14 protein-coding genes are annotated in these 12,911 nt (G+C 68.0%); 12 read left to right on the top strand and 2 right to left on the bottom strand.

Annotation, left to right across the window (positions count from 1 at the left end):
- Positions 1–16: 16 nt before the first annotated feature.
- Positions 17–421 carry a NifB/NifX family molybdenum-iron cluster-binding protein gene (locus H0B54_RS06410; RefSeq protein WP_188259675.1) on the top strand — a complete coding sequence of 135 codons (405 nt, stop codon included), beginning with the start codon at positions 17–19 and terminating at the stop codon, positions 419–421.
- Positions 422–425: 4 nt separating this feature from the next.
- Here H0B54_RS06410 and H0B54_RS06405 read toward each other — a convergent pair whose 3' ends face one another.
- Entirely contained in the window at positions 426–1,118 is a 693-nt protein-coding gene (locus H0B54_RS06405) for a sensor histidine kinase (RefSeq protein ID WP_094302574.1), read from the bottom strand.
- Positions 1,119–1,362: 244 nt separating this feature from the next.
- Between H0B54_RS06405 and H0B54_RS06400 the strand changes: the two genes are divergently transcribed.
- Positions 1,363–2,385, top strand: coding sequence for an esterase-like activity of phytase family protein (locus tag H0B54_RS06400; RefSeq protein ID WP_188259674.1), 1,023 nt, complete (start codon positions 1,363–1,365; stop codon positions 2,383–2,385).
- A 33-nt stretch (positions 2,386–2,418) separates the two neighbouring features.
- On the opposite strand, the gene H0B54_RS06395 is transcribed toward H0B54_RS06400, so the two are convergent.
- The gene (locus H0B54_RS06395) at positions 2,419–3,000 is read right to left on the bottom strand and encodes a LabA-like NYN domain-containing protein (protein WP_094302573.1); all 582 of its coding nucleotides are present in this window, start codon (positions 2,998–3,000) and stop codon (positions 2,419–2,421) included.
- 297 nt (positions 3,001–3,297) lie between these two features.
- Between H0B54_RS06395 and rpoZ the strand changes: the two genes are divergently transcribed.
- From rpoZ to H0B54_RS06345, 10 genes are all read left to right on the top strand, one after another.
- Positions 3,298–3,744, top strand: coding sequence for a DNA-directed RNA polymerase subunit omega (rpoZ, locus tag H0B54_RS06390; RefSeq protein ID WP_094302572.1), 447 nt, complete (start codon positions 3,298–3,300; stop codon positions 3,742–3,744).
- Positions 3,745–3,849: 105 nt separating this feature from the next.
- Positions 3,850–6,021: a RelA/SpoT family protein gene (locus H0B54_RS06385; protein ID WP_094302571.1), complete on the top strand. Its 2,172-nt coding sequence runs from the start codon at positions 3,850–3,852 to the stop codon at positions 6,019–6,021.
- 54 nt (positions 6,022–6,075) lie between these two features.
- A complete protein-coding gene (locus H0B54_RS06380; protein ID WP_188259673.1) occupies positions 6,076–6,486 on the top strand; it encodes an HIT family protein in 411 nt (136 codons plus the stop codon).
- A 99-nt stretch (positions 6,487–6,585) separates the two neighbouring features.
- Complete coding sequence (locus H0B54_RS06375; protein ID WP_188259672.1) at positions 6,586–7,338, top strand: pyridoxine 5'-phosphate synthase; 753 nt, start codon at positions 6,586–6,588, stop codon at positions 7,336–7,338.
- Complete coding sequence (acpS, locus tag H0B54_RS06370) at positions 7,335–7,802, top strand: holo-ACP synthase (protein WP_188259671.1); 468 nt, start codon at positions 7,335–7,337, stop codon at positions 7,800–7,802. Before H0B54_RS06375 ends, acpS begins: the two co-directional genes overlap by 4 nt.
- Complete coding sequence (lepB, locus tag H0B54_RS06365; RefSeq protein WP_094302567.1) at positions 7,799–8,569, top strand: signal peptidase I; 771 nt, start codon at positions 7,799–7,801, stop codon at positions 8,567–8,569. Before acpS ends, lepB begins: the two co-directional genes overlap by 4 nt.
- Before the next feature lie 61 nt (positions 8,570–8,630).
- Positions 8,631–9,380, top strand: a complete 750-nt coding sequence (gene rnc, locus H0B54_RS06360) for a ribonuclease III (protein WP_188259670.1) — start codon at positions 8,631–8,633, stop codon at positions 9,378–9,380.
- Positions 9,373–10,389 carry a GTPase Era gene (gene era, locus H0B54_RS06355; protein WP_094302565.1) on the top strand — a complete coding sequence of 339 codons (1,017 nt, stop codon included), beginning with the start codon at positions 9,373–9,375 and terminating at the stop codon, positions 10,387–10,389. Before rnc ends, era begins: the two co-directional genes overlap by 8 nt.
- Before the next feature lie 79 nt (positions 10,390–10,468).
- Positions 10,469–11,884, top strand: coding sequence for a YcjX family protein (locus tag H0B54_RS06350; protein WP_188259669.1), 1,416 nt, complete (start codon positions 10,469–10,471; stop codon positions 11,882–11,884).
- On the top strand, positions 11,881–12,909 hold the full coding sequence (locus tag H0B54_RS06345) for a YcjF family protein (RefSeq protein WP_188259668.1): 1,029 nt from the start codon (positions 11,881–11,883) through the stop codon (positions 12,907–12,909). The genes H0B54_RS06350 and H0B54_RS06345 overlap by 4 nt, the downstream gene beginning before the upstream one ends.
- Positions 12,910–12,911 lie beyond the last annotated feature (2 nt).

The following is a 12,911-nucleotide window of genomic DNA, read 5'->3' as shown; positions in this document are numbered from 1 at the left end:
TTGAGGGGGATGTGGGATGAAGTTCGCCGTCGGCACCCAGGACTACCGCAGCATCGCCACCCATGGCGGCCGCACCCGCCGCTTCCTGGTCTTCGAGGCCGAGGCGGGCGGCCGCCCTGTCGAGGTCGCGCGGATCGAACTGGCGGAGGACGAGGTGCTCCACCTCGCCGGCGACGGGCGCCCGCACCCCATCGACGCGGTGCGGGTGGTCATCACCGGCTCCTCCGGCGAGGGCTTCATCAACCACATGAAGCGCCGCGGCATCGAGCCGGTGACCACGCTGGAGACCGACCCGGTGCAGGCGATCCACGACTGGTTCGCCGGAACCGTCAAGACGGCCCCTCCGCCCCAGCATCCGCACGACCATCACGACCACGGCCCCGAGGACGCCCCGCAGGAGCGCCACGGGGGGCCGGCCTGAGTCGTCACACAGGAAAGGACACGCTGGCGGTCGTTCCAGCGGCGTCGCTTTCCGTGTTCAGCGTGTCGCCGAGCTGGGCGGCCAGCGCCTCGGCCAGCATCAGCCCGTCTTCCGCCGTCGTGTCGAAACCGGCGGGCAGGGCGCGCCCGTTGTCCTCGACAATCAGGCGGGCGCGGCCGTTTTGCTCCTGCGTCACCGATACGCGTATCCAGCCCTGCTCCGGATAGGCATGGTGCAGGCTGTTGGTGATCAGCTCCGCGGTGATCAGGCCGAGGGGCATGGCCTCGTACAGGCCGATCTGGATGGGATCGCTCTTCACCTCGATGGGCACGTTGGCGAGGCCGCCGGGAGTCCCGTGCTTCACCGCGTCGGCAAGGGATTCGATGTAGCGGCCCAAATTCACATGGGTGCCGGTGCCCGATTCGTGGAGCTGGCGGTAGAGGATCGCCAGCGCTTCGATGCGGACCAGCGTCTGCTCGTAGGCGGCGCGGGCGTCCGGGTCGCGGATGCGGCCCGTCTGCAGCTTCAGCAGGCTGATGACCAGCTGAAGGCTGTTCTTGGCCCGGTGCTGAAGCTCGCGCAGTTCGGCCTCCAGCTCCCGGATGCGTTCCGCGATTGGGTCCTCCGGCGCTCCCGAACCGGTGGCGGGGCGATCAGCAGGCAGGGCGACCGGCTGGGACCGGAGGGGATTGGGCATCACGCAATTCTCGGCTGAGGCGGGGCAATGTTTTACTTAGGTACAGAACAATTTATGCGCTTGAACCCACTCCCGAATTGGTTCTGAGGAAGTAACCCTCTGCGCATATCCAATTCGTTCGTTCACGTTCGGACGGAGAGGCAGGGCTTATGATCCCGGCGGACGAACGGTCGGAATCGCGGGCAGGAGGGGCAAGCCGGAAAATGCGTTTCCCCGGCCGCGCGGTCGTGGCATGAGTGCCGCCATGCGTTTGAGAACCCTGCTGATTCCCATTTGCGCCCTGCTGGCTGTGGCCGGCGGCTGCGCCGCGGTGGCCGGAAACGGCAGGCCGGCCGCGTCCTCCGTTCCGATTGCGCTGGACCCGGACCGTCCGTCTCTGACGGAGGTCGGCGCTCTGCGACTCCGTGGCGCCCTGCGTCTGCCCGATGGCGCGGAGGTGGGGGGCTTGTCCGGCCTGTGGGTCAGCGACTCGGGCGACCGTTTCGTCGCGGTCTCCGACAACGGAAAGAGCGTCACGGGGCGGCTGTTCTACGACGCCCAGGGGCAACTGGTCGGCGCCGGACACTATGATGTCCGGCGCCTGGTCATCGACAAGGACGCGGGCTACCGCGGCCGCCTCAATGACTCGGAGGACATCATCCGCCTGCCCGACGGCGGTTGGCTGGTGCCGTTCGAGCGCACCCACCGCATCCTGCGCTACGGCGGCGCTGTCCGGCCCGAGGGAACGCCGCGGAAGCTTCCGGTGCCTCCCGGCCTGGAGAGGGCGTCGTCGAACGGCGGGGTCGAGGCGCTGGCGGCGCTGTCGGATGGCCGCATTCTGGCCATTGAGGAAGGGGACGACGACGGTGTCCGGGAGCGTCACGCCTGGATCGCGCCCGCCGATCCGAAGGCGCGCGGGGACTGGCAGCCACTGACCTACCGCGCGGCACCGCGTTTCCGTCCCACGGCGGCAGCGCCTCTGCCAGACGGCGGCGTGCTGGTGCTGGAGCGGCGGGTCACTCTGCTGGGCGGTTGGGGGGCGCGCATCGTCCATGTGCCGGCGGACTCGCTGCGCGGCGGCGCGACGATGGATGGGGTGGAACTGGCCCGGCTGGAGCCGCCACTGCCGACCGACAACTTTGAAGGACTGTCGGTGCGGCCCGGTCCGGATGGCGATCTGCTGGTCTATATCGTCTCCGACGACAACCGCAGCCCGCTCCAGCGGACCTATCTGATGATGTTCCAACTTCCGGCCGGCGCCCTGAAACCCACCGTTGCGGGGCGCTGACCGGAAAGTGCGCCCCGCGGTGAACAACACCGGTCAGAAGTTGGCGTAGGGGCCGCCCTGGCCGGGCATGTCGGGCGCGCCCGGAGCGCCCGGGTTCCCCATCGGCTCGCGGTGATGATGGACGCGGGCGATGCTGGGGGCGAGGTCCTGAAGCTCGATGAAATTGTCGGCCTGACGGCGCAATTCGTCGGCGACCATCGGCGGCTGGGAGCGCACGGTGCTGATGACGCTGACCCGCACGCCCTTGCGCTGCACCGCCTCGACCAGTCGGCGGAAATCGCCGTCGCCGGAGAACAGCAGGATGTGGTCCACCCGCTCGGCCATCTCCATCACGTCGATGGCCAATTCGATGTCCATGTTGCCCTTGATCTTGCGCCGGCCCGAGGCGTCGGTGAACTCTTTGGTCGGCTTGGTCACCATGGTGTAGCCGTTGTAGTCCAGCCAATCGACCAGCGGGCGGATCGGCGAATATTCCTGATCCTCCACCAAGGCGGTGTAATAGAAGGCGCGCACCAGTCGTCCTTCGGAGGCGAAGCCGTCGCGAAGACGCTTGTAGTCGATATCGAAGCCCAACGACCGGGCGGCAGCGTACAAATTGGCGCCGTCGATGAACATCGCCAGACGCTCTTCCTTATAAAAGAGCTTCGTAACATCCTTTGGCAAAGTCGTATTCCGATCCAATTCCGTAATCCTTCTACGATGGATTGAATTATATGTCAGGCATACGCGAAATTGCGATTCACCAGATAAGTAACGTAGGGGTTCGTCTACGTGCGAGCAAGGGGGCGCGCGGGCGCGGGCGCGCCGCGGGTGGGGTACGGCGGGCGGACCCGACATGGCTCGAAGCGCTTGCGCAGGCGCGAACGCATCAATATATTCGGTTGCCTTCGCAGATCCCGGAGTTGGTTTGGTATGGCCCGCGTTACCGTCGAAGATTGCGTCCTCAAGGTTCCGAACCGGTTTGAACTGGTCATGATGGCGGCCCAGCGCGCGCGTGAGATCGCGTCCGGTGCCCCGCTGTCGATCGACCGCGACAACGACAAGAACCCGGTCGTTGCCCTGCGCGAGATCGCCGATGAGACGGTGATGCTGGAGCATCTCAAGAACGCCCTGATCAAGGGCCACCAGAAGCATGTCGAGCCGGACGAGCCGGAAGAAGAGATCGTTGAGCTGATGGCCGGCGAGCACGACTGGGCCGCCCGCGGCGACACGTCGCTGGAGGACGAGGACGGGATGAGCGAGGCGGAGGAGGTCGGCGAAGGCGACGACCTGCTGTCCGACATGGAGAGCGATCCGGCGGCGGCCTTCGGCATGACCGAGGACGACGTCGTCGGCCGCGATGCGGACGGAGACCTCTGACGCTGACCGATAGCGACCGGCCTTGGGGGGCGATGGCCCCCCTTTCCGTCCAGAACCAAGACATTTGCGAAACTTCATGGCGCACGCTGCGCCGGGTCGGGTGGCATGATCCGGCAATATGAGCTTGTCGAACGCGTCAAGGCGTACGACCCCTCGGCGGACGAGGAGTTGCTCAACCGCGCCTACGTCTTCTCCATGAAGGCGCACGGCTCGCAGACCCGCGCCTCGGGCGATCCCTACTTCCTCCATCCGCTGGAGGTCGCCGGCATCCTCACCCAGCTCAAGCTGGACGCCGGGACCATCGCGACGGCGCTGCTGCACGACACGGTCGAAGACACGGTCGCCACGCTGGAGGACATCGAAAAGCACTTCGGCAAGGAGATCGCCCGTCTGGTCGACGGCGTGACCAAGCTGTCGCGCCTGGAGCTGCACAGCGAGCAGGCCAAGCAGGCCGAGAATTTCCGCAAGCTGGTGCTGGCGATGTCGGAGGACATCCGCGTCCTCCTGGTCAAGCTGGCCGACCGGCTGCACAACATGCGCACGCTGTTCCATCTGAAGAACCCGGACAAGCGCAAGCGCATCGCCCGCGAAACGATCGAGATCTACGCTCCCCTGGCCGAGCGCATCGGTATGCATCAGGTCAAGGACGAGCTGGAGGATCTCTCCTTCGCGGAGCTGAATCCGGACGCCCGCGACAGCATCCTGGCCCAGCTCTCCCGTCTGCGCACCGAGGGCGAGAACCGCGTCCAGCGGATCATCCAGGAACTCCGCGGCACGCTGGCGGAGGAGGGGCTGCCCAACGCCGGGGTCACCGGGCGCGAGAAGACAGCCTATTCGATCTGGCGCAAGCTGCAGCGCAAGAATGTCAGTTTCGAGCAGCTGTCGGACATCATGGCCTTCCGGATCATGGTGGACACGGTGCCGGAATGCTATCAGGCGCTGGGCGTCATCCACGCCCACTACCCGGTCGTTCCGGGGCGCTTCAAGGACTACATCTCGACGCCCAAGCCCAACGGCTACCGCTCGCTCCACACCGGGGTGATCGGTCCGGAGCGCAACCGGATCGAGGTGCAGATCCGCACCAGCGACATGCACGAGATCTGCGAACTCGGCGTCGCCGCCCACTGGGCCTACAAGCAGGGCGAGCCGCGCACCCAGCAGGGGCGCGAGTACCGCTGGCTGCGCGAGCTTCTGGACATCCTGGAGCACGCCCAGAAGCCCGAGGAGTTCCTCGAGCACACCAAGCTCGAGCTGTTCCAGGACCAGGTCTTCTGCTTCACGCCGAAGGGCGATCTGATCGCGCTGCCGCGCGGGGCGACCCCGGTGGACTTCGCCTACGCCGTTCATTCGGAGGTCGGCGACCACTGCGTCGGCGCCAAGATCAACGGGCGGATGCTGCCGCTGCGCACACAGCTGCAAAACGGCGACCAGGTCGACATCATCACCTCGAAAGCCCAGACCCCGGTTCCGGGCTGGGAACGCTTCGTCGTCACCGGCAAGGCGCGGGCGCGCATCCGCAAGTTCCTGCGCACCCAGCAGCGCACCCAGTACATCGAGCTGGGCCGCGCCATCCTGCAGCGCCAGTTCAAGTCGGAAGGCTACGAGTTCTCGGAAAAGGCGCTGGAAGGCGTCATCAAGATCTTCCAGCAGCCGAGCGCCGACGACCTGCTGGCCAGCGTCGGGTCCGGCCTGCATTCCGGCCGCGAGGTCTTCCACGCCGTCTTCCCCGGCCACAAGCCGCATGTGGCGACGCCCAAGGAAGGCGACGACAAGAACGCCATCACGGTGCCGAAGCCCAAGCCGAAGGCGAAGGGCAACAACGCGCCGCTGCCGATCCGCGGCCTGATCCCCGGCATGGCCGTCCACTACGCCCGTTGCTGTCATCCGCTGCCGGGCGATCGCATCGTTGGCATCGTGACCACCGGCAAGGGCGTGACCATCCACACCATCGATTGCGAGACGTTGGAGAGCTTCCACGAGTCGCCGGAGCGCTGGATCGACGTCGCCTGGGACATCGGGCCGGACAGCCCTGAGGAGCATGTCGGGCGCATTTCGCTGGTGGTCAACAACGAGCCGGGCTCGCTCGGCACGCTGTCCACGGTCATCGGCAAGAACGGCGGCAACATCACGAACCTGAAGATCACCAGCCGCAACACCGACTTCTTCGAGTTGCTGATCGACATCGACGTGAAGGACGCCAAGCATCTGACCAACATCATGGCGGCCCTGCGCGCCACCCCCGCCATCAACGCGGTGGAGCGCGCCCGCGGGCGGTAAGGGTGTCCCGCGCGGTCGCGCCCGCCCAGAGCGCCTATCGGAAGCGAGGGAAGCATGTCCAGCCCGACCATCTTCAGCCGCCTGATCGCCGGGGAACTGCCCTGCGCCGTGGTCTACGAAGATGCGGACACCTTCGCCTTCATGGATGCCGGGCAGGTCAACCCCGGCCATGTGCTGGTGGCGCTGAAGCGTCCGGCCCCGACCATCCTCGACGTGACGGAGGTCGAGGCGGCCGCCCTGTTCCGCACCGTCCACAAGGTCGCCCGCGCCGTCCAGGCGGCCTTTTCGCCGGAGGGGATCACGCTTCTCCAGACGAACAAGCCGGCGGGTTGGCAGACCGTGCCACACATCCACGTGCATGTGGTGCCGCGCTACGAGAACGATGGCGCCGATCTGGTCTGGCCGCGCCATGACCCGCCCATCGAGGAGTTGAAGGCGCTTGCCGCGAGGATCGCCGTCGAATGACGGCGTGACGCGACGCCACGCCACCGCTATATAGCAGGGAGAACCGGTGCCCGCCGGATGCAGGATGCGGGGCCGGCGCGACATCGGAGTTTCGAGCCTATGCCCCGCCCTCTGCGCCTCGGCGTGAACATCGACCATGTGGCGACCATCCGCAACGCGCGGGGCGGGCGTCATCCCGATCCCGTGCGCGCCGCGAAGCTCGCCGCCGAAGCCGGGGCCGACGGCATCACCGCCCATCTGCGCGAAGACCGCCGCCACATCATCGATTCCGACATCGCGCGGCTGATGGCGGAGATCCGGTTGCCGCTGAACCTGGAGATGGCGGCGACGGACGAGATGCTCGGGATCGCGCTGCGCCACAAGCCGCACGCCTGCTGCCTCGTCCCGGAGAAGCGCACCGAGGTCACCACCGAAGGCGGGCTGGACGTCGCCGGGCAGATGGAGAACCTGAAGCGCTACGTCGGCGAGCTTGGCGCCGCGGGCATCCGGGTTTCTCTGTTCATCGACCCGGAACCGGCACAGCTCGACGCGGCGAAGGCTCTGGGCGCGCCTGTGGTGGAACTGCACACCGGCGCCTATTGCGACGCGCCCGCCGGGACGGAGCGCGCGGCGGAGCTGGAGCGCATCGTCCGGGCGGCGGCCCACGCCGAGGCCATCGGGCTGGAGTGCCACGCCGGCCACGGGCTGAATTACGAGACGGTCGGGGCGGTCGCCGCCATTCCGACCATCGTCGAGCTGAACATCGGTCATTTCCTGATCGGCGAGGCGATCTTCGTCGGGCTGGGCAACACGCTCCAGCGCATGCGCGCCGTCATGAAGGACGCCCGCTTGGCAAGCGGAGGCGTCTCATGATCCTCGGCATCGGGAACGACCTGATCGACATCCGCCGGATCGAGCAGTCGCTGGACCGTTTCGGGGACCGTTTCGTCGCCCGCATCTTCACCGATGTGGAGCGCGCCAAGTCCGAGCGCCGAGCCGGCGCCGCCGGCAAGCACAGCGCGCGGGCCGCGACCTACGCCAAGCGTTTCGCCGCCAAGGAGGCCTGCTCCAAGGCGCTGGGCACCGGCTTCCGCGACGGCGTGTTCTGGCGCGACATGGGGGTGGTGAACCTGCCCTCCGGCCAGCCGACCATGCGCCTGACCGGCGGGGCGCTGGAGCGGCTGCAGGCGATCACCCCGCCGGGCATGCAGGCGCGCATTCACGTGACGCTGACCGACGAGTACCCGATGGCGGAGGCCTTCGTCATCATCAGCGCCGAACCGGCCGACACGTCCGCCACCACCTCCATCACCACCTCCACGGCACCCCGCGCATGACCATGAACAGAGAGACCGCCTTGACCGGCAAAACCAAAGAGACAGGCGGCTTTGCCGAGACGGTGAAGACGGTCTTCTACGCGGTTATCATCGCCTTCGGCGTGCGGACCTTCGCCTTCGAGCCCTTCAACATCCCGTCCGGGTCGATGATCCCGACGCTGCTGATCGGCGACTACCTGTTCGTGTCCAAATTCTCCTATGGATACAGCAAGTACACGGTCGGCTTCGGTCTGCCGCTGTTCGAGGGCCGCATCATGGGCCACGCGCCGGAGCGCGGCGACGTCGCCGTGTTCAAGCTGCCGCGCGACAACAAGACCGACTACATCAAGCGCGTCATCGGCCTGCCGGGCGACACCGTCCAGGTGACCGGCGGCGTGCTGCACATCAACGGCCAGCCGGTGAAGCGCGAGCGCATCGAGGACTATGTGTCCCGCGACGCGCTGGGCCGCGAGGTCCGCATCGCCCAGTATGTCGAGACATTGCCGGGCGGACGCAGCCACCGCATCATCGAGGAGTCGGACAACGGTCCGCTCGACAACACCCCGGCCTTCAAGGTGCCGGCGGGCAACCTGTTCATGATGGGCGACAACCGCGACAACTCGCTGGACAGCCGCGTCCCGTCGCAGGTGGGGTATGTCCCGATGGAGAATCTGGTCGGACGCGCCGAATTCCTGTTCTTCTCGCTGGAGGACGGGACGCGCTTCTTCGAGGTGTGGCGCTGGCCGGCGGACCTGCGGTTCAGCCGCCTGTTCAACGCCGTGAAGTGAGCCCCGCACAGCACTGGGGCGCGGAGACTGTATTGTGAGCCCTGAAGAACGGGGGACCCCCATGGCGTCCGATCTGGACGTGAGCGCCGATTCCGCCGACCTTGCGGAACTGGCCGCGGCCATCGGCCACCGCTTTGCCGACCCGCAGCGGCTGGCCGACGCGGTCACCCATCCAAGCCTGATGGGGCTGGAGCGCAATGTCCGCGGCGGACGGCCCGAGCAGGGGCCCGGCCTGGCGTATGAGCGGCTGGAGTTCCTGGGCGACCGGGTGCTTGGCCTCGTCATCGCGGAATGGCTTCTGGAACGCTTCCCCAACGAGCGCGAGGGCGCGCTCGCCAAGCGGCACGTTTCGCTGGTCCGGCGGGAGGCGCTGAGCCGTGTCGCTGACGCCTTGCAACTGGGGCGCTACCTGCGCCTGTCCCCGTCGGAGGCGCAGGGCGGCGGACGCAGCAACAACACCATCCTGGCCGACGCCTGCGAGGCGGTGATCGGGGCGCTCTATCTGGACGGCGGCATGGACAAGGCGCGGGACTTCATCCGCTCCGCCTGGGCCGGTCAGATCGACCGCGCGGACCCGCCGCCGCTGGATTCCAAGACGGCGTTGCAGGAATGGGCGCAGGGCAACAAGCGGCCCCTTCCCACCTATGAACTGATCGAGCAGAGCGGCCCGGCGCACGAGCCGGTGTTCCGCATCGCGGTCCGGCTGAAGGGCATGGAGCCGGTGACGGCCACAGGCCCGTCCAAGCGGGTCGCCGAACGGAAAGCGGCCAGCGCTTTGCTGCGCCAATTGGGAGTGCAGGTCGATGACTGACGGCCGCGACAAGTTTGAAGACGACGATTTCGACGATAAGGACGAGGGCGTGAGCGAGAGCGTGGACGAGGGTGCCGAAGAAGGCGCCGAAGAGGCTGCCTATGTGCCCGAAAATCCGCGCTGCGGCTTCGTTGCCCTGGTCGGCGCGCCGAACGCCGGCAAATCCACCCTGCTGAACGCGATGGTCGGCTCCAAGGTATCGATCGTCAGCTCCAAGGTGCAGACGACCCGCACGCGCGTGCTCGGCATCACCATCGCCGGCGACAGCCAGATCATCTTCGTGGACACGCCCGGCATCTTCAAGCCGAAGCGCCGTCTGGACCGCGCCATGGTCGCGGCGGCTTGGCAGGGGGCGGAGGACGCCGATCTGGTCGGCCTGCTGTTCGACGTGTCGCGCCGCAGCATCGACCAGGACACGCAGGGCATTATCGCCCGGCTGAAGGAGCAGGGGCGCAAGGCCATCCTGATCCTGAACAAGATCGACCTCGTGCCGCGGGAGAAGCTTCTGGGCCTCGCCGACAGCTTCAACCAGGAAGGCATCTTCACCGACATCTTCATGCTGTCCGCCTCGACCGGCGACGGCGTGGAGCATCTGCGCGGTTTCCTGGCCGCCCGCATGCCGGAAGGCCCCTGGCACTACCCGGAAGACCAGATCTCCGACATGCCGATGCGCCTCCTGGCGGCGGAGATCACCCGCGAGAAGCTGTTCCAGCAGCTTCACCAGGAACTCCCCTACGCGGCGACGGTCGAGACCGAGCAATGGGAGGAGTTCGAGAACGGGTCGGTCAAGATCTCCCAGGTCGTGTATGTCCAGCGCGACAGCCAGAAGGCCATCGTGCTCGGCAAGCAGGGCTCCCGCATCAAGGCGCTGGGCCAGGCCGCCCGCACCGAGCTGGAGGAGATGCTGGAGCAGCGCGTCCACCTGATGCTGTTCGTCAAGGTGCGCGAGGACTGGGAGAACGACCCGGAGCGCTACGAGGCCTGGAACCTCGACTTCGGGGCGTCCTAAAGCACCGGTCAGGGTATAGGCGTGGGCGGACGGTCCCCCATATAGAGGGGCGATCGTCCCCTACACGGACCGGCTGACCGTGCGCGTGCCCATTTTCAACGACCTGTACGACGCCGGCTCGCGCCTGTTGGGGCGGGCCGGCGATCTCGTTTCCGGCGGCATCCTGGAGCAGGACGTCCGTCTCGGCGTCACCGGGCTGCGGCGGGCCGGAAAGACCGTGTTCGTCACCTCTCTGGTCGACAACCTGCTGAAGGCCGGGCGGCTTCCCTTCCTCGACGTCGTGTCCTCCGGCCGCTTCCAGGCGTCGCGCCTGCGCCCGCAGCCCGATGCCCAGGTCCCCCGCTTCGAGGTGGAGCAGCGGCTGGCCGAGCTGACCGGACCGGCGCCCCACTGGCCGACCGAGACGCGCGGCATCAGCCAGCTCCGCCTGTCCATGCGCTACCGTCCGAACGCCGTGCTGAAGCGCACCGTGCAGCCGGTCGCCACGCTGAATCTGGACATCGTCGACTATCCCGGCGAATGGCTGCTCGACCTGCCGCTGCTGCATCAGTCCTTCGCGGAATGGAGCGCGCTGACCCTGGAACTGGCCGGGCGGGCGCCGCGCGACGAGCTGTCCGTCTCCTGGCGCGGCTGGCTCGCCACCCTCGACACGGCGGCCCCGGCGGAGGAGGAGCAGGCGCGGCGCGGCGCGGCGCTGTTCACCGATTACCTGCACGCCTGCCGCCGCTCTGACAATCTGCTGAGCCTGATTCAGCCGGGACGCTTCGTTGAGCCGGGCGACATGGCGAACGCGCCGCTGCTGACCTTCTGCCCGCTGCCGGGTGACCGGCCGCGTGCGCGCGGCAGCCTGTGGGCGCTGATGGAGGACCGCTACGAGGCGTACAAGACGAACGTCGTCCGCCGCTTCTTCGCCGACCATTTCTCCCGGCTCGACCGGCAGATCGTCCTGATCGACGTGCTGGGGGCGCTGAACTCCGGCCCGGCGGGCATGGCGGACATGAAGCGCGCCTTGGAACTGAGCCTGGAGCCCTTCCGCCACGGCGCCAGCAGTTGGCTGGACTGGCTGCTGGGCCGGAAGATCGACCGCGTGCTGTTCGCCGCGACCAAGGCCGACCACGTCGCCTCGCACCAGCACAACAGCCTGCGCCACCTGTTGGACCGGCTGGTGTCCGACGCCCGCGCCGGCATCCGCTTCGAAGGGGCGCAGGTCGAGACCATGGCCATCGCCGCCCTGAAATCAACCGAGACGGTGGTGACCGAGCATGAGGGGCGGCAGTTGCGCTGCGTGCGCGGCGTGCCGCTCGGGCGCGACCGCCCGACCGTTCTGTTCCCCGGCGAGATTCCCGAGGACGCCGACTTCCCGCCGGGGCAGGAGCGGCCCTACAACTTCATGTCCTTCTTGCCGCCCGCCGACCTCGCCCGGGAGGCGCGCGGCCTGCCGCACATCCGGTTGGATCAGGCCATGCAGTTTCTGCTGGGGGATTATCTGGAATGAGCGAGCGCACGCGCGACCGCCAATGGGTCCCGCCGATGGAGCTGGACCCCACCCGCGCCGCCCCGGTCCCCGCGGCGGAGGAGGAGGCGATCATCGCCGGCCCCCTGGCCGGTTCGGCGGCGGAGCGCCTGCCAGCCCTGCTGGCGGAGGGCCGGCCGCGAAACCGGCTGGGCCGCTGGCTCGCCGGCTCGGTCGCCGCGCTGCTGCTGATCGCGCTGGGCTTCGACACCTGGGACCTGTTCAACCGCGCCTTCGCCACCAGCGCCGCGCTGGGCGTTCTGGTAGCCGCCGCCGTGTCGGTGGCGGGCGGGGCGGCGCTCGCGATGCTGCTGCGCGAACTGCGCGCGCTTCGCCGCCTGCGCAGGATCGAGGAGTTGCGCGGCGAGGCCGGGCGCCTGTCCACGGAGATCGTGACCAAGGCCGGGGAGCCGGGGCACGCCGAGCGCTTCGCCGGGTCGCTGACCCGCCTCTACGAGGGGCGTCCTGATCTGGCGCCCTCGCTGGAGCGCGTGCGCGACCATGTGACCGACGCCCACGACGACGCGGAAATCCTGCGCTTGCTCGACCGGGAGGTGATGGGGCCGCTGGACCGCCGCGCCTACCAGACCGTCCTGCGCGCGTCGCGCGACACGGCGGTGGCGACGGCGCTCAGCCCGGCCGCGGTCGTCGACCTCGCCGTGGTGCTGTGGCGGAACTTGAAGCTGGTGCGGGAGATCGCGGCGCTCTACGGCGCGCGGCCCGGCTATGTCGGGTCGCTGCGGCTGTTGCGGCGGATGCTCGCCAACCTCGCGGTGGCCGGGGTGGCCGAGAGCGCCCACCACGTCGCCGTTGAGGCGCTGGGCGGCTCCATTGCCGCGGCCATCTCGACCCGCATGGGGCAGGGGGTGATCAACGGACTGCTGACCGCGCGGGTCGGGCTGACCGCCATGCATCTGTGCCGGCCCATCGCCTTCGGTCCAGACAACCGCCCCAGCATGGGCCAGATCCGCAAGGAACTGCTGTCCCTGCCGAAGCAGGTGCTGTAGCC

Origin of the sequence: Azospirillum tabaci (assembly GCF_014596085.1) — a bacterium.
GTDB lineage: Bacteria > Pseudomonadota > Alphaproteobacteria > Azospirillales > Azospirillaceae > Azospirillum > Azospirillum tabaci.
The sequence above is the reverse complement of the archived record's forward strand: the minus strand, read 5'-3'. Positions and strand labels throughout refer to the sequence as shown.